This is a genomic window from Pelagibacterium sp., from assembly GCF_048264985.1.
Classification (GTDB): domain Bacteria; phylum Pseudomonadota; class Alphaproteobacteria; order Rhizobiales; family Devosiaceae; genus Pelagibacterium.
Map to the genome: position 1 here is coordinate 1268604 of NZ_JBLXCL010000001.1, position 20928 is coordinate 1289531.

The window sequence follows — 20928 nt, forward strand, 5'->3', positions numbered from 1 at the left end:
TACCCCTGATGAGCGACGATTCCTTCCTGCGCGAAGTTGAAGAAGAACTGCGCAGCGACAAGCTGAAAGCCTTCTGGCGGCGTTTTGCGCCGTTCATCATCGGTGGAGCGGTGCTGATCGTGCTGCTGGTTGCTGCTAATGAAGTCTGGAAGTGGTACCGTACGAGCACCGCCGCCAATGCCTCCGATCAATACTATGCCGCGCTTGATCTTGTCGAAAGCGGCGATGTTTCAAGTGCCGAGGTCGCCTTTGCCGAGCTTGAAGCCAGTGGGCCCGAAGGTTACGCGATCCTGGCGCGTTTCCAGGAAGCTGCCCTTTTGGCAGACCAGGGCGAAATCGATGCGGCGCTTGGCGAGTATGACGCCCTTGCAGCCAGTCTCGATCAGCGCCGTCTGCGCGAGCTCGCCTACATTCTTGGCGGCTATCTCGCTGTTGACCATCTTGATGTCGGCGCCGTGGAGCAACGCGTCGGTGGCTTGACCGGCGATGACAACGCCATGCGCAACAGCGCACGCGAAGCGCTTGGACTGGCTCACTACCGGGCCGGAAATATTGATGAAGCGCGGGCAAATTTCGAAGCCATGGCGGCAGACCCCAATGGTGGGCAGGACATTCAGCTGCGTGCCTTTATCTATCTCGAACAGCTTGCGTCGACTGGTGTGGACGTGAGCGAAGATCTGCTTGGTACGGCTGCGCCGGGCGGGCCGGTGCCCAACCAGCTCACAGTGCCCGCCGAGTCGCCGAGCCTGGATACCGTCGGTCAGCCGCTGGAAGCTGAAGCCGAAGCCGAATAATGTGCGATTTCACCGTCGCTAGCGTTGCCGGCAAGAGTGGTTTTCACTCCTGCCGCCGGGCATCGTGCGTATTTTGGGGCGGTGACCACGAGCAAGAGCGTGAACTGATATGAGCGTAACCGTCGCCATCGTCGGCCGCCCCAATGTGGGAAAGTCGACCTTGTTCAACCGTCTGGTTGGCAGGAAAATCGCTATTGTGGATGACACACCCGGCGTCACGCGCGACCGCCGGGAGGGGCTGGGCCGTATCGGTGATCTGACCTTCACTCTGGTCGATACCGCCGGGTATGAAGACGCCAATGACGACAGCCTCGAAGCGCGTATGCGCCGCCAGACTGAAATGGCCGTCGTCGAAGCTGACGTTATCCTGTTCATGATCGACGCCCGTGCAGGTTTGACCCCGACCGATGAGCATTTTGCCCGTCTGTTGCGTAAGGCCAACAAGGAAATCCATGTCATCGGCAATAAGGCCGAGGGCCGTGCTGCAGAAGCCGGCCTCGTTGAAGCCTATGCACTTGGCTTCGGTGAGGCGATCCCGCTGTCGGCTGAACATGGCTTGGGCCTCGCCGACCTGTACTCGATCGTGTCTCAGGCCGTCGACAAGGCCGAAGAGGTCAAGGCCGCTGCTGCCGAGGCGGAACGAGACTATGACATGGTGGAAAAGCCGGCCGTTGACGTCGACGTAAACGAAGACGAAGGCGAGGATCAGGCCGGCGATACGGCGCCGATGCGTTGGAACCCCAACCGTTATCTCAACGTCGCCATTGTCGGCCGTCCCAACGCAGGCAAGTCGACGCTCATCAATCGCATGGTTGGCGAAGAGCGCCTGCTGACCGGGCCCGAAGCGGGAATAACCCGCGACTCGATCATGGTCCCCTGGGAGTGGGAGGGGCGGGTGATCAATCTTGTCGACACCGCAGGAATTCGTCGCAAGTCGCGCGTGCAGCAAAAGCTCGAAAAGCTCTCCGTGTCCGACAGTTTGCGTTCGATACAATATGCTGAAGTCGTGGTCCTGCTTCTCGATGCAACGGTCCCATTCGAAAAACAGGATCTGGCGCTTGCCGATCTTGTCGAACGTGAGGGCAGGGCCTTGGTCATTGCCGTCAACAAATGGGATCTGATCGAGGACAAGAACGCCAAGATCCTTGAACTGCGTGAGCAGTGCGAGCGCCTGCTGCCGCAATTACGCGGCGTGCCGCTCGTCACTATGTCGGGCCTGCAGGGTCGCAACATCGATAAGCTGATGAAAGCTGTCTTCGAGATAGAGCGCACCTGGAACATTAAAATTCGTACGGCCAAGCTGAACCGCTGGTTGGCGGCGATGATCGAACATCATCCGCCCCCGGCTGTTTCAGGCCGCCGCCTAAAGCTGCGCTACATGACTCAGGCAAAGACGCGCCCGCCCAGCTTCATTGTCTTTGCTTCGCGTCCTGACGCCTTGCCCAAGGCTTATCAGCGCTACATCGTCAACGGCATTAGGCAGGACTTTAATCTGCCGGGCACGCCGATCCGCCTCTGGGTCCGTGGCGGTAAGAACCCTTACGTCGATGACGACGGGAAATGACAAGTAAAAAAAGGCCGGGCATTTGCCCGGCCTTTTTTTCGGTGAAATGTCTGGGCTTAGCCTAGAGCGGCTCCTCGCCTGTCAGGATATCAACACGCATGCCGCTCTTGTCATAGGCTGGCGAAACAAGATCGACGATCCTGGGTGCGACCTCGTCAGGCGAAGGCAGCGTCTGAGGATCTTCGCCCGGCATAGCCTTGGCGCGCATCGCCGTGCGGACCTGGCCGGGATAGAAGATGTTGGCTTTCACCTCGGTGATTGCCATTTCTCCAGCATAGGCTTTGACCATGGCATCGAGCGCAGCCTTGGATGCTGCATAAAGGCCCCAATAGGGTTTCGCGGAAAGCGCCGCGCCTGATGAGATGAACACTGCGCGTCCGGCATCGGACTGACGCAGCAGAAGATCGAGCGACCTGATCAGCCGGAAATTTGCCTCTACGTTTACAGCAAAGACATTGGCGAAGTCCTTGGGCGCGACGTGGGGCAGGGGGCTGAGAACGCCCAGAGCGCCGGCATTGCCGATCAGCCCGTCGAGTTGTCCCCAACGCTCGAAAATCGCAGCGCCAAGACGGTCGATCGCTTCACCGTCGGTCAAATCCATGGGAACAAGCGTGGTCGAGGACCCCAGTGCCTGGATGTCGTCGTCGAGATCTTCTAGCCCACCCACTGTTCGGGCAACGGCGATTACATGCGCACCGCGCGAAGCTGCGTTCTTTGCAGCGGCATAGCCCAGCCCACGCGAGGCACCGGTTACCAGCACAACGCGGCCGGCAAGGTCTTGAGTATCGGTCATGCTATACGGCTTCTCTCAGCATCGAAATCTGCTTGGGGTCATTCTTGTCGCGCCCCTCCAGATCGGTGAGCGGCGTTGGATAATCGCCGGTAAAATAGTGGTCGGTGAACTGCGGAGCCTTGGCATTGCGCTTTTCCCCGCCAACAGCGAGATAGAGCCCGTCAATCGACAGGAACGCCAGCGAATCCGCGCCGATATAGCGGCACATATCCTCCAGCGTTGCATACTGGTTGGCCAGCAGCTTGTCTGGGTCGGGCGTGTCGATGCCGTAATAATCTGAATGATAGATCATTGGGCTGGCCACGCGAATATGCACTTCACTGGCGCCAGCATCGCGGATCATCTGCACGATTTTAAGCGACGTCGTGCCGCGTACTATGGAATCGTCGACGAGCACGACGCGCTTGCCTTCAATCACCGCACGATTGGCTGAATGCTTGAGCTTGACCCCGAGCGCCCGAATGGACTGGGTTGGCTCAATAAAGGTCCGGCCCACATAATGATTGCGGATGATGCCGTATTCGAACGGAATTCCGGACTGCTGGGCATAGCCGAGCGCCGCAGGGGTGCCGCCATCGGGAACCGGCACGACAACGTCGGCTTCTATGGGGCTCTCCTTGGCGAGGTTGACGCCCATCGCCTTGCGGGCCGCATAGACAGAACGACCGGAAACGACCGAGTCAGGCCGTGCGAAATAAACGTACTCGAATAGACATACGCGCTCGGGGCGGGCCTTGAAGGGCTTGAAACTGTCGATCGAGATCGAACCGTCTTTTTGTATCTCGCAGACGATCACTTCGCCATTCTCGACATCGCGCACAAACTTTGCACCGATGATGTCGAGGGCGCAGCTTTCCGATGCAAAAATCGGTTTCCCGTCAAGATCGCCAAGCACCAGGGGCCTGATACCATTGGTGTCGCGCGCGCCGATCAGCTTGGTTCGCGTCATAGCAACCATCGCATAGGCACCCTCGATCGCGCCAAGCGCGTCGATAAACCGGTCGGCAGACCCGGTGCGTTGCGAACGGGCGATCAGATGGAGAACCACTTCGGTATCTGAGGTGGACTGGCAAATAGCGCCCTGCGCGATCAACCGCTTGCGCAGCGAGAGCCCGTTGGTGAGATTGCCGTTATGGGCGATGGCAATACCGCCGACCTCAAGTTCGGCAAACAGCGGCTGCACATTGCGCAGCACGGTTTCTCCGGTCGTCGAGTAACGCACGTGGCCCATGGCGATGTTGCCGGGCAGTCGGCCAAGTGTGGCGGCGTCGGTGAAATGATCGCCTACCAGGCCAAGATGGCGCTCTGAACTGAAACGTTTGCCGTCAAAAGAGACGATGCCAGCCGCTTCCTGTCCGCGATGCTGAAGCGCATGAAGCCCCAATGCGGTCAGTGCCGCGGCATCGTTATGCCCCAAAATGCCGAACACGCCACACTCTTCGCGCAGAGTGTCGCCGTCCATCTCAAGGGCAAGACCTGTCAGGTGATCGCCTGTCGTCGCGTGGAGCGTGCTCAAATTATCCACCATTGATGCGAGGACATAAAAGGAGCGGTTCGGAAACCCTTGCGCGCTTCGCAAAAATCGCTCCGTCAGTCGGGGGCTTACGCTCCCGACCCATTCAAGTCAACACGGCGCGATAACGCCTGCGGCGATATCACACTCCGTTGATCGTTGCCGGTGGTTCCGGCGTCGTCTCAAGCTGTGGATCGTTTGCGCCTTCGTCAGAGATGATCGGATCTTCGATCGGCCCGCCACCCTGAAGCAGATCATTGACCTGTTCTTCGAGGTTTTCAGGGAGAAGCGAGATCAGGCCGTCACCAAGCGAACGCAGTGTAGGCAGCGATTGTGCTTCTCCGTACCACGGCAAATTGGGCGGGTTTTCGCCGATCAGCCAGTCGGCGAAGATAACAACAACCACGGCAATAAGAATGCCACGCAGCGCGCCAAACACGAAGCCGAGTGTCCGATCGAGCGGCCCAAGCTTGGAATCGGTGATGAAATCCCCGATCTTCATTGTCAGCAGATGCAGTACGATCAGTGCCAGAATGAAGCTGACCACCACAGTGGCAATGTTTGCCCACAGAGGATCGGCAACGAATTCCTGCGCGATCTGGGGCTGGTAAAAGAACATGTAGGCAGCAAACGCTGCGGCGCCGGCCCATGTGACGAGCGATAGCACTTCACGGGTCAACCCGCGCGCCGTCGCCAGCAGAGCGGAAATCAGAACGAGAATTCCGACGGCGATGTCGAAAGCGGTCAGCATGGGGGACGGTTCTCCAGCAAGCCCTGTTTGTCTGTCGTTTAGCGGTTAAATGTGGCAAAGCCAAGCGATTGCATGGGATTTAGCCCGTTTCACCCACAGCTCTTGGCGACTTTATCGTTGCGAATGGGCATCGGCACCCACACAGCGGAAAAGCCGTCACCATAGGCATGCGCCCGCTTATCGAGGACACAAGCGCCGATCCAGCAACAGATCACCGCGTCAAGTGTGTCCTCGAACGCCTTGAGTGTAACGCCCCGTGCGTCGGGTGGAGGAGGGTTCAGCAGGGCCAGGCCGCCAATTTCTGTCTCCAGATGTTTGATAATGTCCGCCCACTCGGCCACGAGCCGGACACGACGCTCGGCAGGGTTTAGCTCCGGCCAGTATTTTCGGATGCGCGCCATCTTGTAGGGAAGGCGTCTGGCGGCGCCGGTCAGTGCGATAAGAGCGGGGTGGGGATAGACTTCAATCATGGCTGGCCCGTCTGGCTGCGCCACGGCCAAGTCATAACCCGCCTCTGAAAACCCGCGAGAGAATGCAGCGCCAACGGCCCCTGGTCGCTCCATGTTGGGAGAATGCGTACTGGCGCCGTGTCCGCCAAATGCCGAGGAGATAAGATTGTCAGAGACTCTGCGGCCGGTGATCGGTCCGCGAGCCAATGGCATATCGACAGCGACTAAGTCAGGGCGGGCACCCACGATCTGCGTGCTCGATTCCAGCAGGGCATCCGCCGTATCGGGGTCATGATCTGATCGTCCGCACGCGATGTTAAAGGCCTGATAGCTTGCGGCTGCAGCGATGAGCCGCCAACCGGTGCCTTGATCGGCAATCGCCGCGACGCCGCTGGGGTTCTTTGCCGTCCATGCAGCATCGATCCCCAGAACGCTCCTAGTCATCTGTCGCCGCGGGCTTTTCGCCTTCCGCCGCGATCCGCCCCACAAGTTCGGCGAGCGCAGTAAACTCGTTGAGCGCCACACCGTCTGTGCGCTCCTTGGCATTGAGCTTTGCTGTATGGACCGATCCGAACCCCAGCTTGGCGGCTTCACGAACTCTTAGATTGGCGTGGACCACAGGGCGAATGCCGCCCGAAAGACTGACCTCGCCGAAATAAACGGCGTCGGCGGGCAGGGGAGAATTGGTTACCGACGAAATCAACGCGGCAGCGACCGCCAGATCGGCGGCTGGCTCGTTGACCTTCAGCCCACCAGCGACGTTGAGATAGATGTCATTGGCCCCGATCCGGACGCCGCATCGTGTCTCGAGCACGGCGAGCACCATCGATAGCCGAGCAGAATCCCACCCGACAACTGCCCGTCGCGGTGTGCCCAGTGGAGAGGGCGCGACAAGCGCCTGGATTTCCACAAGCACAGGGCGCGTGCCCTCGACGCCGGCAAACACAGCGGATCCCGCCGCCCCTGAATCGCGCTGATCGAGAAACAGCGCCGAAGGATTGGGCACTTCGCGCAAACCCGAGCCAACCATTTCAAAAACGCCGATCTCGTCGGTCGCGCCGTAGCGGTTCTTCACCCCCCGCAGAATGCGATAGGTCAGCGACGTATCGCCTTCGAAATAAAGCACGGCATCGACCATATGCTCGACGACGCGAGGCCCGGCGATCTGCCCGTCCTTGGTGACATGGCCGACCAACACGACGGCCGAACCGGACTTCTTGGCAAACCGCGTCAAAGCCTGTGCGCTGGTACGGACCTGGGTCACTGTCCCCGGCGCGCTTTCCACGCGTTCAGTCCAGCAGGTCTGGATGGAATCGATGATTACGAGGTCGGGCGCCTTGCCCTTTTCGATGGTGGCGAGAATCGTCTCGACATGCGTCTCACTCGCCAGTTCGACTGGTGCGTCAGCAACGCCAAGCCGCGCCGCACGCAACCGGACCTGGGCGATCGCTTCTTCACCCGAAATATAGATCACCCGTTTGCCCTGCCGCGCCAACGACGCTGCAGCTTGCAAAAGCAATGTCGATTTGCCGATTCCTGGATCGCCACCCACGAGAATGGCCGATCCCATGACAAAGCCGCCGCCAAGCACGCGGTCGAGTTCGCCGTTCTTGCTTTCGATGCGAATAGCATCTTCGCTGTCGCCCGAGAGGGGAACAAGCTCCACGGGGCGTCCTGATGCAACCGCCGTTTTCGGGCCGGCGCCGACGCCAGAGGTCGCCACCTCCTCGACTATTGAGTTCCACTCGCCGCATGCCTCGCACCGCCCTGCCCAGCGAGGCGTGACGTTGCCGCAAGACTGGCAGACAAAGCTCGATTTCAATCTGGCCAAATATTATCCTCCGGACTCGAAGCGATCCTACAACGCATTGTCGCGAGCAACAAGAACAAAAGAGGAACAAAAGTGTGTCAGTCGACTGACACACCGTCGGGAACATTGACGTATGTGCGTGGGAACCGGCCATTCAAAGTTGTCAGCACTTCATAGCCGATGGTTCGGGCCGTATCGGCCACATCATCGATCGTGATCGTGGGCCCGAGGATTTCCACCGGATCGCCTGGCTGCACCAGGCCCGGTACGTCCGTGATATCGATGGCCGTCATGTCCATGGATACGCGGCCCAGAACCGGTACGATCGTTCCGTTTACCGCAACTCGCCCGCCCATCTGCCCGCCAATGCCCGATAGGCCGCGGAAATACCCGTCAGCATAGCCGAGTGCCATTATGGCGATGCGCGTGTCCCGGCGCAGCCGGTAGGCAGCGCCATAGCCCACAGTTTCCCCAATCCGCGCATCCTTGATCTGCAGAATGGGCACATTCATCTCGATGACCGGTGCCATGGGGTTCGGCCGGCCGTTGATGGCCCGTCCGCCATACATGGCAATGCCAGGGCGCACGAGATGATAGTGATATTCCTTGGAGCTCATCACCGCTGCTGAATTGGCAATCGATGCCGGCACATCAGGGAAATGGTTGAGCAGGCCCTGAAACAGTCCGTTCTGTTTGCGGGTCATTTCGTGACTTGGCTGATCGGCACAGGCAAAATGGCTCATGATCATCTGTGGCTCGAACCCGGACTGGTCGAGTTCACGTCGCACCAGTTCAGCCTCTTTGATGCGAAAGCCGACCCGATTGAACCCGGTGTCGAAATGTAGTGCCGCAGGCGCCGCATTGCCCCGATTGAGACAAAAATCAAGCCATTCGGTCAGTTGGCTCATCGAAGCCAACACGGGCATCAGCCCGTGCGCAGCGTAATCTGCCGCTGTCCGGGGTATCAGGCCGTCCAGCACGAAGATGAACGCGTTTGGAATTGCCTGGCGTACCAAAACCCCCTCGTCGGGGGTGGCAACGAAGAAAAACCGCGCCCCGGCTTTAAAGAGTGCCCGGCCAACAGCTTTGGCTCCGGTGCCATACGCATCTGCCTTGAGCACGGCGCCGGTCAGCGATTTGCCCGATACAGTATCGAGCGCCTTCCAGTTGCGCACTATTGCGTCCAGGTCGATGGTGATGCCGCCACCAAGGATGGTCTTTGAGCTGGTCATAATTCCCGCCGATTCGCTTCCGAACTGGCGTAGCGCGAAACCAAGCCGCGCGGCAAGCCGGGGAGGGGACTACTCACCGCGCGTTGGCAGATAATCCTCGCGGGCGAGATTGGAAAAGCGCGTTAGGTTTGCCTGGAAGTGCAGCTGCACGGTGCCCGTTGGGCCGTGACGCTGCTTGGCGATGATAACTTCGGCGCGCCCATGCACCTTTTCCATCTCGGCCTGCCATTCGAGATGTTCCTGTGTGCCTTCCTTGGGCTCCTTGTTGCCCAGATAATATTCTTCTCGATAGACGAACAGGACGACGTCGGCGTCCTGCTCGATCGAACCTGATTCGCGAAGATCGGCGAGTTGGGGATGCTTGTCTTCGCGATTTTCTACCTGACGCGAAAGCTGGGACAGCGCTATGATGGGAACCTCGAGTTCCTTGGCCAGCGCCTTGAGGCCCGTCGTGATTTCCGTCAGCTCCTGCACGCGGTTCTCGCCCGCTTTTTTTGAGCCGGACAGCAGTTGCAAATAGTCGACGATCAGAAGATCGAGGCCCTTCTGGCGCTTCAGACGACGCGCACGCGCCGAGAGTTGAGCGATTGAGATGCCGCCGGTGTCGTCGATATAGAGCGGCACTTGCGCCATGATATTGGAGGTGTCCACGAGCTTTGTGTATTGGCTCTCGTGGATATTGCCGCGGCGGATATCGGATGAGGAAATTTCCGACTGCTCGGCCAACACACGTGTCGCGAGCTGTTCGGCGCTCATTTCGAGCGAAAAGAATCCGACAACGCCGCCATTGATGGTTTTCATATGCCCGTCAGGCGTCGGCTCGGCTTTGAATGCCTTGGCGACGGAAAAGGCGATATTGGTGGCCAACGAAGTCTTGCCCATGGCTGGGCGGGCGGCAAGGATGATCAGATCCGAGCGCTGCAGGCCACCCATCAGCCTATCGAGATCGGTCAGCCCTGTTGCTGTGCCCGAAAGAGACCCGTCGCGCGAATAGGCCTCGCCGGCCATGTTGATCGCTTCGATAAGTGCCTGGTTGAAACCCTGAAAGCCGCCGTCATACCGCCCTTTTTCAGCAAGATCGAACAGGCGTTTTTCGGCATCTTCGATCTGAATCTGGGCAGAGCTTTCCACGTCGGCATTGTAGGCGGTATCCATCACCTCCTCGCCGATCAGGATCAGGTTGCGCCGGATGGCCAGATCGTAGATGGCCTGCCCATAATCCGCAGCGTTCAAAACCGTTGTCGCTTCTGCCGCAAGTCGCGCCAGATACTGCGCCATGGTGACGCCTTCGAGCAGATCGTCCGGCAGGTAGGTTTTGGCGGTAACCGGAGTTGCCGTCTTGCCTGCGCGAATGATCTTGCCGCACACACCGAAAATCTCCCGGTGGATGGGCTCGTAGAAATGGTCAGGTTCGAGAAAGTCAGAGACGCGATAGAAGGCTTCGTTGTTGACCAGCAGCGCACCCAGCAGGGCCTGCTCCGCCTCGATGTTGTGAGGGGCGGTCTTGTACTTGGGCTCGGATTCGGTCGTGACGGGCGCGAGCCGTCTCACAGCTTCCATCTTGGTCTCTTGGATTGGTGTTTATCTTCTCTTAACCCGGCTGCGTCGGCAGGCAAGGGAAGATGCCGAACCAAGCTTACCTGATTCGTTTCCCTGTTAAGGATGGGGATAACTTTTGCTGCGCCTCGACAAACAAAAAGGCCGGGCGCTGGGCCCGGCCTTTCCGATTCGATTGTTTTTGACGCTTACGCGTCCTGCTGACGCTCGACTTCTTCGGCTGCGGCAGCGGTTTCGCCTTCGCCAGCTTCGTAGTCTTCGTCTTCCATGTCGGCGAGGGAGACGAACTCTTCTTCCTCGTCGTTGTAATCCTTGCGGGCCAGGTTTTCACCGGCGGCCTGACGCTCGGCTTCGTCCGAAGAGCGCGCAACGTTGATAGTCACCTTCACAGCCACTTCGGCGTGCAGGTTCAGCGCAACTTCGTGCAGACCGACAGTTTTGATCGGACCCTCCAGGTCAACCTGGCTGCGTTCGACCTTTTCGCCATCGGCGACAAGGGCGTCAGCGATATCGCGGGCCGTTACCGAACCGTAGAGCTGACCGGTTTCGCCAGCCTGGCGGACCATCACGATGGTCTTGCCGTCGAGCGATTCAGCGTTCTTTTCGGCTTCCGAACGCCGTTCGGCGTTGCGGGCTTCGATTGTCTGACGATCGGCTTCGAACTTGGCGCGGTTGGCTTCCGACGCGCGGAGCGCCTTGCCCTGGGGCAGAAGGAAGTTACGGGCAAAACCGTCCTTGACGGTCACTTCGTCACCGATGGTGCCCATGCGGCCGATGCGCTCGAGAAGGATAACTTTCATTCTAATTCTCCAATGCTGTCCCGTCTCAAAGGACGGTTAGAGGGCCGGACTGATTTCCAGCCCCCAACGTGTGCAGCAAACGCTGCTTATTTTACCGCGTAGGGCAGAAGGCCCAGAAAACGCGAGCGCTTGATGGCGCGGGCGAGTTCACGCTGCTTCTTCGCCGAAACGGCAGTGATGCGCGAAGGCACGATCTTGCCGCGTTCGGAAACATAGCGCTGGAGCAGACGAACATCCTTGTAGTCGATGGTCGGTGCGTTAGCGCCCGAGAACGGGCAGGTCTTGCGGCGGCGCTGAAAGGGGCGACGGGTCTGCGACTGGGTAAGATCACGAATAGCCATAGCTCATCTACTCCTTAGAAGCGGCGCGGGCCGCGGGGACGGTCGCCACCGGGGCGGTCGTCACGGTCACGCTTCTGCATCATCACCGAAGGGCCTTCTTCATGCTCATCCACGCGGATAGTCATGAAGCGCAGCACGTCTTCGTTGATGCGCATCTGGCGCTCCATCTCGGCAACGGCATTGGCCGGGGCTTCGATGTTGAGCAGCGTGTAATGCGCCTTGCGGTTCTTGTTGATGCGGTAGGAGAGCGACTTGACCCCCCAGTATTCCGACTTGGCAACCTTGCCGCCGTTTTCAGCAAGCAGGTCGGTATAGGTCTTGGTCAGGTCTTCGACCTGCTGTGCGGAGACGTCCTGCCGCGACAGAAAGATATGTTCGTAAAGGGGCATAAACAGCCTTTCCTGAGAACTAGGTTCAACTCACATCGTCGGCGCGGAGCCTCCTTGTAGCCATGGAAAGGCGACAAAGGTTCTACTAAAGAGCGGGAACACGGGAGGCCGGACCAGCAAACTATCGGTCCATTGTTTCTTGCGTTTGTGACACAATAAACAACCCTCCGTTCAGCCCCCGGCCAAACGAATGCTGGCGTGATCTATAGCGAACGGGGTGCGATTGCAAGGTTTATCCTTGACCTCCAATCATGTTGTCTCGGTGCGGCCTGTGATCGCCACCGTGCTATGCGCTATCTAAACAGTGCAGAGAGAGGATGGTTCTATTGGCCGGGTTCTGCACGGCGTTGGCCCTACCTCGCTTCCGCCGATTGAGGCTGCAATCAAGGCAGTGGGCCTCGATTTCACACAGAAATAGAGCTCGGAAGGCCCACTTCGCCTTGACTTGGCCCGGTTTTGCGGGCACCTCGCCCGCCAATCCGCGGGCAGGGTGCTTGCTATAGTTCGCCAGCAGCTCCAAATTGCCGCGAGAACAAGAATAGTGCGAGAGGACGTCATGACCAAACCGGCCTTCACCTTTCCCGGACAGGGCAGCCAGGCTGTCGGCATGGGGCACGATCTGGCCCGGGTCTATCCCGAGGCCCGTGCGGTATTCGAAGAAGTCGATGATGCGCTCGGCGTTGCGCTCTCCAACATCATGTTCGAAGGCCCCGAGGACACCCTCCGCCTGACCGAAAACGCTCAGCCCGCGCTCATGGCGGCATCCATTGCGGTTGTTCGCGTGCTCGAGGCCAACGGCGTAACCGTCGCCGATGCCGCCAGCTATGTCGCCGGGCATTCTCTGGGCGAATACTCGGCCCTTTGCGCTGCCGGTACATTTTCGCTCTCTGATACGGCGCGCCTTCTTCAGACGCGCGGACGCGCCATGCAGCAGGCAGTGCCGGTCGGTAAGGGCGCCATGGCCGCCATTCTTGGCCTCGAAATGGACGCTGTTCGCGAGATTGCTGCCACTGCAGCCGAGGGTTCGGTCTGCGATGTCGCCAACGACAACTCGCCAGGGCAGGTGGTAATTTCAGGCGACGCGAGCGCAATCGAGCGGGCCATGGAATTGGCCAAGGCGCGTGGTGCCAAGCGCGCCCTGCCGCTTCCCGTCAGCGCTCCGTTTCATTGCGCTCTCATGGAGCCTGCTGCGGAAGCTATGGAATCTGCCCTCGCCATGGTCGAAATGAGCGCTCCGGTTGTGCCGCTCGTTGCCAACGTTCTGGCCTTGCCAATCACCGATCCCGCCGAAATTCGCCGCCATCTGGTCGAGCAGGTCACCGGAATGGTCCGCTGGACGGAATCGGTCGATTGGCTCGCCACGCAGGGCGGCGTTACCGAACTGTACGAATTGGGCACCGGTAAGGTTCTTAGCGGCCTCGCCAAGCGCATCAATAAGGATGTCACCACGCAGGCCGTTGGAACTCAGGCCGATATCGAATCCTTCATCGCCGCACGCAGTTAAAGCGCTGCAATAAAAAGTTGCAGACTTTCACGGGCTGACTGCGCGACAAATCAAAAACTGAGAGCCTTTTCGCGATTCGAAGAGAAGCGAATAAGCTCTGGAAGAATAAGGAGAGCACCAAATGTTCGATCTCTCGGGAAAACGCGCACTGGTCACCGGCGCGAGCGGCGGTATCGGTTCGGCAATCGCCAGGGCGCTTGCTGCCCAGGGTGCTGAAGTCGCCCTTTCGGGCACCCGTGTTGGTGCGCTCGAGGATGTCGCAAAGGACATCTCGGGGACGACCCACATCCTGCCATGTAATCTGTCGGATCTCGATTCGGTTGAACGACTCGTCCCCCAGGCCGAAGAGGCAATGGGTGGCATCGATATTCTCATCAACAATGCGGGTATGACTCGCGACAACCTGTTCATGCGCATGAAAGATGAAGAGTGGGATGACGTGCTCAAGATCAACCTTACCGCACCCTTCCATCTGACCCGCGCCGCGATCAAGGGTATGATGAAGCGCCGTTTTGGCCGCATCGTCTCGATTACCTCGGTTGTGGGGGTCGTCGGTAATCCGGGACAGGGCAATTACGCTGCCTCCAAGGCCGGTCTTGCTGGAATGAGCAAGTCGCTGGCCTACGAAGTGGCTAGCCGCGGCATTACAGTCAACACAATAGCGCCGGGCTTTATCGCTTCAGCCATGACTGACGAGCTTAACGACAAGCAGCAGGATACCATTCTGCAGAAGGTCCCCGCCGGTCGGCTGGGGAGCGCCCAGGAGGTTGCTGCCGCTGCCGTGTTCCTCTCCAGCGAAGGTGCAGCCTACATCACGGGCCACACGCTCAACGTCAATGGTGGAATGGTGATGATCTGATAGGTAAAGGGACTTGCGTCCTCTTGCTTTGACGATATGGTCATGCACAACAAAGTGTGATAGTTGCGCCGGCACACAGTGGCCGGAAGGTCGAAAATTAAGGCGAAAAGCCTAGAAAATCCGCCGCTGCGCATTAGGGGTACATTCCCTGCCCAGAGGTAGAGCGTTAAACAACGAACTCTTTAGTCTGCAAAAAAGGAAGACACTATGAGCGACATCGAAGATCGCGTCCGTAAGATCGTCGTGGAGCATCTCAACGTCGAGGCCGACAAGGTCACTGAAAAGGCCAGCTTCATGGATGATCTGGGGGCGGATTCGCTCGATCAGGTCGAACTCGTGATGGCCTTTGAAGAAGAATTCGGCGTGGAAATCCCCGATGACGCCGCCGAGTCCATCCAGACTTTCGGTGACGCCGTTGCCTTCCTCACCAAGGCAACTGCATAATCGGCTTTGCCGGTTAGCTTGAGCCCATGAAAATGCGCCGCGTCGTCGTCACCGGTCTTGGTATCGTCAGCCCACTGGGCGTTGGACACGAGACTGTCTGGTCAAATATACTAGCGTCCAAATCTGGCGCGCAGCGTGTTACCGACTTTGAGGTTGGCGATCTGGCATGCCAGATCGCCTGCCGCATCCCCATGGGGGACACCGCCGAAGGCAAGTTCAATCCCGATGATTGGATGGAGCTAAAGGAGCAGCGCAAGGTCGATCCTTTCATCGTCTTTGCCATGGCTGCATCCACCCAGGCGCTCCGCGACTCCGGCTATGAGGCAAAGACCCTTGATCAGCAGGAGCGTGCAGGCGTTCTTATCGGGTCCGGGATCGGCGGCGTCGGCGGCATCTACGATGCGTCCATCACGCTCGCCGAAAAAGGCCCGCGCCGCATCAGCCCCTTTTTCATTCCCGGCCGTTTGATCAATTTGGCATCGGGCTATGTTTCCATTGAGCATGGTCTCAAGGGCCCCAATCATTCGGTCGTGACCGCATGTTCCACTGGCGCGCATGCCATCGGCGATGCCGCGCGCCTGATCGCTCTCGACGACGCTGATGTTATGGTGGCCGGTGGCGCGGAATCACCGATTAACCGTCTCTCGCTGGCTGGCTTTGCCGCCTGCCGTGCCCTTTCGACGGGGTTCAATGATACCCCCGAGAAAGCCTCTCGTCCCTATGACAAGGACCGCGATGGGTTCGTGATGGGCGAGGGCGCCGGTATTGTTGTGCTGGAAGAGTATGAACATGCAAAGGCCCGCGGCGCCCATATCTATGGCGAAGTGATCGGCTATGGCCTGTCGGGCGATGCCCATCATATCACAGCCCCTGCCGAGGACGGCAATGGCGGCTTCCGCTCCATGTCTGCAGCGCTCAAGCGCGCGGGGATTTCGGCTGCCGATATCGATTATATCAATGCGCACGGCACCTCGACCCCTCTCGGCGACGAGATTGAGCTTGGCGCTGTAACGCGCCTGCTTGGTGACGCAGCCGCCAACGCAGTGATGAGTTCGACGAAATCGGCAGTCGGTCATCTGCTTGGTGCAGCCGGGGCGATCGAAGCGATATTCTCGTTGCTGGCCATGCGCGACAACATCGCGCCGCCGACAATCAATCTCGATGCACCGTCGGTCGAAACGGTCATCAATTTGGCCCCGCACAAGCCGGTGAAAAAGGAAATCAACGTCGCTCTGTCCAATTCCTTCGGGTTTGGCGGCACGAACGCTTCGCTGATTTTCCGCACCGCCGATTGACCGGCGCCTTTCCACTGATCCTGACATCGGTCTGGCGTCCTGATGCGGCAGACCGGAAGTGCTGACGCAAAGCTTGCAAGATCGCAGTGCGAACGTGGAGTCCGCAGGGGCATTTGACTCTTGTTTTCGCCCGATTTTTTGCCCCATATGACGGACAGCGTTAGGGGATTCGCGCACAGACTTTCCTGAGAATGACGGGCTAAAGGCCCGTGCCAGACCCAAGGGACGGAATTCGACCGCATGGCCGACCGCAAGAAAAAGAACCGCCGCCGCTCATCCAATGGCTTTTTTGAAGCCCTCAATGGCCTGCTGACACTCATTTTGCTCGCCCTGCTGGGGATCGCCGGTGTGTTCATCTATGGCGTGACGGTCTTCAATGCCGATGGACCGTTTGAGGAAGAGCGCAGCTTTGTTGTCGAGTCCGGCAATGTCCTTGGCACGGTTGCGACTCGGCTCGAAGAGCAGGGGTTCATCTCCAACGCCGATGTTTTCAATTATGGTTCGCGACTGCTGCGCCGTGGCGACGATCTGCGTGCCGGCGAATTCAACATCGCTGCCAATGCGTCGATGCTCGAAATCATCCAGGAACTGACCGAGGGTACCCCCGTCCAGCATCAGGTGGTCGTGCCTGAGGGCTTTACCTCGTGGCAGGTCGTCGAGCGGGTCAACGCGGATTCGGACCTGACCGGCAATATCGAAGTCCTGCCCCCCGAAGGCAGCCTGCTGCCTGGCGCATATTCGTATCGTCGTGGCGATACCCGCCAGTCGGTGATCGACGCGATGACTGCGGCGATGGACGAGGCTTTGGCCGAAATCTGGGAGGGACGCGAGGCAGACCTGCCGATCGATACGCCAGCCGACCTTGTTATTCTGGCGTCCATTGTCGAGCGTGAAACCGGCTTGGCCAGTGAGCGGCCTCAGGTTGCCGCCGTGTTCGTCAACCGCTTGCGGATCGGCATGCGCCTGCAATCCGATCCCACAATCATTTACGGCATCACACTGGGGCAGGGTGCGCTCGGGCGTGGTCTGCGCCGCTCTGAAATTGATCAGGTTACCCCTTACAATACCTACCAGATCGACGGTCTGCCCGCCGGACCGATCGCCAATCCCGGCATCGACTCGCTGCGCGCTGTCGCCCATCCCGACGAACATGAGTATCTCTACTTTGTTGCAAAGGGTGCAGTGCCGTCCGATGGTCACGTTTTTGCCGAATCCTATGCAGAGCATCAGCAAAACGTTGCCGCCTATCGGGAAATCGAGCGCCAGGCCGCCGAGGATGCCGCCGATGCCGAAGCGCAGGCGGAAATGGATGCCATAGAAGCCGAGGAAGCCGCAGAGGCGGGCGAAGCGGCGTCCCCGGAAGAGCCAGCAGCCGAAAGCCAGTAACCCTATGGGACAGCCCCTTGCATCAATGACCGGATTTGGGCGCGCCTCTGCCCAGAGCGATGGCTACTCCATCCTTGTGGAAATCAAGTCGGTCAACGGACGCGGGCTCGATATACGCTCGCGGCTGTCGCCCGGTCTCGACGTCCTCGACGGCGATATCAGGCGCATTGTCGGTGAGAAGCTGGCGCGCGGTTCGGTTTCGATTTTCGTCAATCTCCAGCGTCACGCCGCAGATGCCGAACTTGTGGTCAATGAACGTGCGCTTGATCGTGTCCTGACCCTTGTCGAGAGCCTGGGTAAGCGTCTGGGCGCCCGGAAGCCTTCAATCGAGGCTATCCTGGCCCTCAAGGGCGTCATGGAAGCCGAAGACCCTCAATTGACACCCGATGTCGAAGAGCGGCTTCACGCATCCGTGCTCGATTGCCTCGGCGTTGCTGTCAATGCGCTGGTCGAGACGCGTCGCGGCGAGGGCGAGCGTATGGGGGCCATTATTGCCCAGCGGATTGAGGAAATCGCTGTTCTCTCGGAGGCGGCCCGTGCCCATCCGTCCCGCTCGCGTGACGCCATCCTCGATCGGTTGCGCGATCAGGTTGCGACCCTTTTGGACGCCGACAAGGGCCTGTCCGAGGACCGACTGCATCAGGAAGCGGCTGTGCTCGCCACCAAAGCCGACATTGCCGAAGAACTCGACCGGTTTACCGCCCACGTCAATGCCGCCCGCGATCTATTGGGCAAAGGCGGCCCGGTTGGGCGCAAGCTCGATTTTCTGAGCCAGGAATTCAATCGCGAAGCCAACACCCTGTGTTCAAAGAGCAATGATGTTAGCCTGACGGCGATCGGGCTTGACCTCAAGGCGGCTATCGATCAGTTACGTGAACAGGTCCAGAATCTTGAGTAAGCCAGAACGCAACGGACGGGCCACGTCAGGGACTTGAAGACAATGATGGATTTTGCGCGCCGCGGCGTCATGCTGGTGATCGCTTCACCGTCGGGGGCCGGCAAGTCCTCGATTTCACGGCAATTGTTTGCTCAGGATCCCAACATCCGGCTGTCGGTCTCCATCACCACGCGAACCCGCCGTACCGATGAGATCGATGGCACGCATTATCACTTCATCGACGTGCCTACATTTGAGAAGATGCGCGACGGTGGAGAGCTTCTCGAGTGGGCCGAAGTTCACGGCAATTTCTACGCCACGCCGCGTGCAAAGGTCGAAGAACGCCTGTCCACCGGCAAGGATATCCTGTTCGATATCGACTACCAGGGTACGCTGCAGCTCTATGAGAACTGCCGTGACGACATGGTCACTGTTTTTATCCTGCCACCTTCGATAGCCGAACTGCGTGCACGTCTGGAACGCCGCGCCCAGGACAGCGAGGGCACAATCGAAAAGCGTTTGCGCAATGCGCGCAAGGAGATGGAGCACTTTTCGGAATATGACTATGTGCTGGTCAACGAGGATCTTGAACAATCTGTCCAGATGGTTCGCTCCATCCTCGCCAGCGCCCGTCTGCAACGCCCCCGCCAAACAATGCTCGAAAGTTTTGTTGGCGAACTCAAGACCCAGATCGACACTTTAGGATAGAGCGCCAGGCTGGCGCTTAACGCTAGCGCCGCAAGCGTGCAACTTCGCGCGCCATCGCGATGTATGTCGCAACCGGCAGAGTTTCGGCGCGCTCTTCGCCCTTCAGTCCCACGGCGCCGAACAACGCGTCCAGTGGCACGCCGAGTCCTTTTAGGCTTTGACGGATCATCTTGCGGCGCTGCCCAAAGGCATGCCGTGTGATTTCTTCCAGCGCCCGTACCGGAACGTCCACTTCGACAGGCTTTGGCACCATATGGACCACCGACGAAGTCACTTTTGGCGGCGGCGTAAACGCGTTGCGGTCGAGATTCATGGCGATACGCGCTTCGGTCCGCCATCCCGACAGAACACCCAGCCGTCCATAAGCCTTGTCCTGTGGTGTCGCGACGATCCGCTCGGCAACTTCGCGCTGAAACATCAGTGTCAGGCTTTCGAACCAGGCCGGCCATGGGTCCTGCGACAGCCAGCCGGTCAGCAATGGCGTGGCAATATTATAGGGGAGATTGGCAACAATCTTGGTCCGCCCATCCGCCAGCTTGCGGTAATCGGTTTCCAGCGCATCGGCAGAGATGACATCGAGCCGTCCCGGATAGGCTTCTGAAATTTGTGCAAGAGCGGGCAGGGTACGTTCGTCGCGTTCGATGGCAATCACTCGCTTGGCGCCCCCGGCAAGTAGCGCACGGGTCAGTCCACCGGGCCCCGGGCCGACTTCGATCACCGTCACATCTGTGAGATTCCCAGCACTGCGGGCGATGCGCGACGTCAGGTTCAGGTCGAGCAGAAAGTTCTGCCCCAGTTCCTTTTTCGCACGCAGATCGTGCTCCGCAATCACTTCACGAAGCGGCGGCAAGTTATCGATTTGACTCATGAAATTCTGTCCGCCAGACGTATAGCCGCAAGCATGGAGTTTGGAGAGGCTTTGCCGGTTCCAGCCAGCGAAAACGCGGTGCCGTGATCAGGCGAGGTGCGCACTATCGGCAGCCCCAGGGTAACGTTCACCCCGGCATCGAATGCCAATGTTTTGATGGGGATGAGGGCCTGATCGTGATACATCGCCACGACACAATCATAGCTCCGCCAATGGGGCGGATAGAACAGAGTATCGGCCGAAAGCGGGCCGAACACGTCGATCCCTTGCTGCCGCAAAGTCGCCAGCGCCGGAATGATCGTCTCGATCTCTTCGTGTCCGATCATCCCATCTTCACCAGCATGGGGGTTGAGCCCCGCCACGCCGATTTTCGGGTTTGATATGCCAAACCGCGCAGAAAGATCGCGAGCGATTATTCTGATCGTTTCGAGGATCAACCCGTGGGTGATCTGACCTGGAACCTCGGCCAACGGGATGTGGATGGTCAGCGGCACAGTGCGCAGGTCGTCATGGGCCAGCATCATTACGGGCAGGGGGTGCGTGTCCCCCTCAGCGCATAGTGCGGCGAGAAACTCGGTATGCCCCGGATATTCGAACCCTGCGCCATAAAGCGAGGCCTTATGGATGGGCGCTGTCACAACGCCACCGAACAGGCCAGCTTGCACAGCCTCGACGGCCTGGGCGATGGCCCCGACAGTCACCGGGGCCGTGTTGGGGTCGGGCTCACCGGGCGTGTCGCCGACATCCCCTTCAATATCGATGACCGGCAAGCCGGTTCCAAATGCAGCGGCTGTCTCGTCAGGAGCAATTGCCTTTATCTCGACAGCAAGTCCCAACCGCTCAGCGCGCGCAGCCAGAAAACCGGCATGCCCATAAACGGCAAAGACCGGCAGCCCAAGGGCCTGCCGGTCAGCATAAAGTTGCAAAATGAGGTCAGGACCGATGCCGGCCGGCTCGCCCATGGTCAGTGCAAGCGGGGTCACGGCCAGTAGCC

Annotated in this window: 21 protein-coding genes; 9 read left to right on the top strand and 12 right to left on the bottom strand. The window is 59.2% G+C overall.

Annotated features, from left to right (window positions below):
• Positions 1–8 precede the first annotated feature (8 nt).
• Together ACN0TA_RS06220 and der are read left to right on the top strand one after the other, a co-directional pair.
• Positions 9–794, top strand: coding sequence for a tetratricopeptide repeat protein (locus ACN0TA_RS06220; RefSeq protein WP_417580886.1), 786 nt, complete (start codon positions 9–11; stop codon positions 792–794).
• A 109-nt stretch (positions 795–903) separates the two neighbouring features.
• Positions 904–2358, top strand: a complete 1455-nt coding sequence (gene der, locus ACN0TA_RS06225) for a ribosome biogenesis GTPase Der (protein WP_417580888.1) — start codon at positions 904–906, stop codon at positions 2356–2358.
• Positions 2359–2419: 61 nt separating this feature from the next.
• Here the strand turns inward: der and ACN0TA_RS06230 are convergent, their stop codons facing one another.
• From ACN0TA_RS06230 to rpsF, 10 genes are all read right to left on the bottom strand, one after another.
• Positions 2420–3151 carry an SDR family NAD(P)-dependent oxidoreductase gene (locus ACN0TA_RS06230; RefSeq protein WP_417580890.1) on the bottom strand — a complete coding sequence of 244 codons (732 nt, stop codon included), beginning with the start codon at positions 3149–3151 and terminating at the stop codon, positions 2420–2422.
• A gap of 1 nt (position 3152) precedes the next feature.
• Positions 3153–4613, bottom strand: coding sequence for an amidophosphoribosyltransferase (purF, locus tag ACN0TA_RS06235; protein WP_417582074.1), 1461 nt, complete (start codon positions 4611–4613; stop codon positions 3153–3155).
• Positions 4614–4806: 193 nt separating this feature from the next.
• On the bottom strand, positions 4807–5415 hold the full coding sequence (locus tag ACN0TA_RS06240) for a CvpA family protein (protein WP_417580892.1): 609 nt from the start codon (positions 5413–5415) through the stop codon (positions 4807–4809).
• A gap of 89 nt (positions 5416–5504) precedes the next feature.
• Positions 5505–6308, bottom strand: a complete 804-nt coding sequence (locus tag ACN0TA_RS06245; protein ID WP_417580894.1) for a DUF429 domain-containing protein — start codon at positions 6306–6308, stop codon at positions 5505–5507.
• Positions 6301–7695, bottom strand: coding sequence for a DNA repair protein RadA (radA, locus tag ACN0TA_RS06250; RefSeq protein WP_417580896.1), 1395 nt, complete (start codon positions 7693–7695; stop codon positions 6301–6303). Before radA ends, ACN0TA_RS06245 begins: the two co-directional genes overlap by 8 nt.
• Before the next feature lie 77 nt (positions 7696–7772).
• The gene (gene alr / locus ACN0TA_RS06255; protein WP_417580898.1) at positions 7773–8906 is read right to left on the bottom strand and encodes an alanine racemase; all 1134 of its coding nucleotides are present in this window, start codon (positions 8904–8906) and stop codon (positions 7773–7775) included.
• A gap of 69 nt (positions 8907–8975) precedes the next feature.
• Positions 8976–10466 (bottom strand): replicative DNA helicase, encoded by a 1491-nt coding sequence (locus ACN0TA_RS06260; RefSeq protein WP_417580900.1) that lies wholly within the window; start codon positions 10464–10466, stop codon positions 8976–8978.
• A gap of 185 nt (positions 10467–10651) precedes the next feature.
• Positions 10652–11263, bottom strand: a complete 612-nt coding sequence (gene rplI / locus ACN0TA_RS06265; protein WP_417580902.1) for a 50S ribosomal protein L9 — start codon at positions 11261–11263, stop codon at positions 10652–10654.
• A gap of 86 nt (positions 11264–11349) precedes the next feature.
• A complete protein-coding gene (rpsR, locus tag ACN0TA_RS06270) occupies positions 11350–11604 on the bottom strand; it encodes a 30S ribosomal protein S18 (protein ID WP_408636241.1) in 255 nt (84 codons plus the stop codon).
• Between the two features lie 14 nt (positions 11605–11618).
• Entirely contained in the window at positions 11619–11993 is a 375-nt protein-coding gene (gene rpsF / locus ACN0TA_RS06275; protein WP_417580904.1) for a 30S ribosomal protein S6, read from the bottom strand.
• A 556-nt stretch (positions 11994–12549) separates the two neighbouring features.
• Between rpsF and fabD the strand changes: the two genes are divergently transcribed.
• The 7 genes from fabD to gmk all read left to right on the top strand — a co-directional run bounded on the left by fabD (position 12550) and on the right by gmk (position 19066).
• Complete coding sequence (gene fabD, locus ACN0TA_RS06280; RefSeq protein ID WP_417580906.1) at positions 12550–13497, top strand: ACP S-malonyltransferase; 948 nt, start codon at positions 12550–12552, stop codon at positions 13495–13497.
• Between the two features lie 121 nt (positions 13498–13618).
• Positions 13619–14356: a 3-oxoacyl-[acyl-carrier-protein] reductase gene (fabG, locus tag ACN0TA_RS06285; protein ID WP_417580908.1), complete on the top strand. Its 738-nt coding sequence runs from the start codon at positions 13619–13621 to the stop codon at positions 14354–14356.
• A gap of 207 nt (positions 14357–14563) precedes the next feature.
• The gene (locus ACN0TA_RS06290) at positions 14564–14800 is read left to right on the top strand and encodes an acyl carrier protein (protein ID WP_090595791.1); all 237 of its coding nucleotides are present in this window, start codon (positions 14564–14566) and stop codon (positions 14798–14800) included.
• Positions 14801–14832: 32 nt separating this feature from the next.
• Positions 14833–16095: a beta-ketoacyl-ACP synthase II gene (fabF, locus tag ACN0TA_RS06295; protein WP_417582076.1), complete on the top strand. Its 1263-nt coding sequence runs from the start codon at positions 14833–14835 to the stop codon at positions 16093–16095.
• Positions 16096–16335: 240 nt separating this feature from the next.
• Positions 16336–17481: an endolytic transglycosylase MltG gene (gene mltG / locus ACN0TA_RS06300; RefSeq protein WP_417580911.1), complete on the top strand. Its 1146-nt coding sequence runs from the start codon at positions 16336–16338 to the stop codon at positions 17479–17481.
• Positions 17482–17506: 25 nt separating this feature from the next.
• Positions 17507–18379, top strand: coding sequence for a YicC/YloC family endoribonuclease (locus tag ACN0TA_RS06305; RefSeq protein ID WP_417580913.1), 873 nt, complete (start codon positions 17507–17509; stop codon positions 18377–18379).
• Between the two features lie 42 nt (positions 18380–18421).
• A complete protein-coding gene (gene gmk, locus ACN0TA_RS06310) occupies positions 18422–19066 on the top strand; it encodes a guanylate kinase (protein WP_417580915.1) in 645 nt (214 codons plus the stop codon).
• A 22-nt stretch (positions 19067–19088) separates the two neighbouring features.
• Here the strand turns inward: gmk and rsmA are convergent, their stop codons facing one another.
• Both rsmA and pdxA read right to left on the bottom strand, forming a co-directional pair.
• Entirely contained in the window at positions 19089–19934 is an 846-nt protein-coding gene (rsmA, locus tag ACN0TA_RS06315) for a 16S rRNA (adenine(1518)-N(6)/adenine(1519)-N(6))-dimethyltransferase RsmA (protein WP_417580917.1), read from the bottom strand.
• Positions 19931–20917, bottom strand: coding sequence for a 4-hydroxythreonine-4-phosphate dehydrogenase PdxA (gene pdxA / locus ACN0TA_RS06320; RefSeq protein WP_417580918.1), 987 nt, complete (start codon positions 20915–20917; stop codon positions 19931–19933). The genes rsmA and pdxA overlap by 4 nt, the downstream gene beginning before the upstream one ends.
• Positions 20918–20928: the final 11 nt, after the last annotated feature.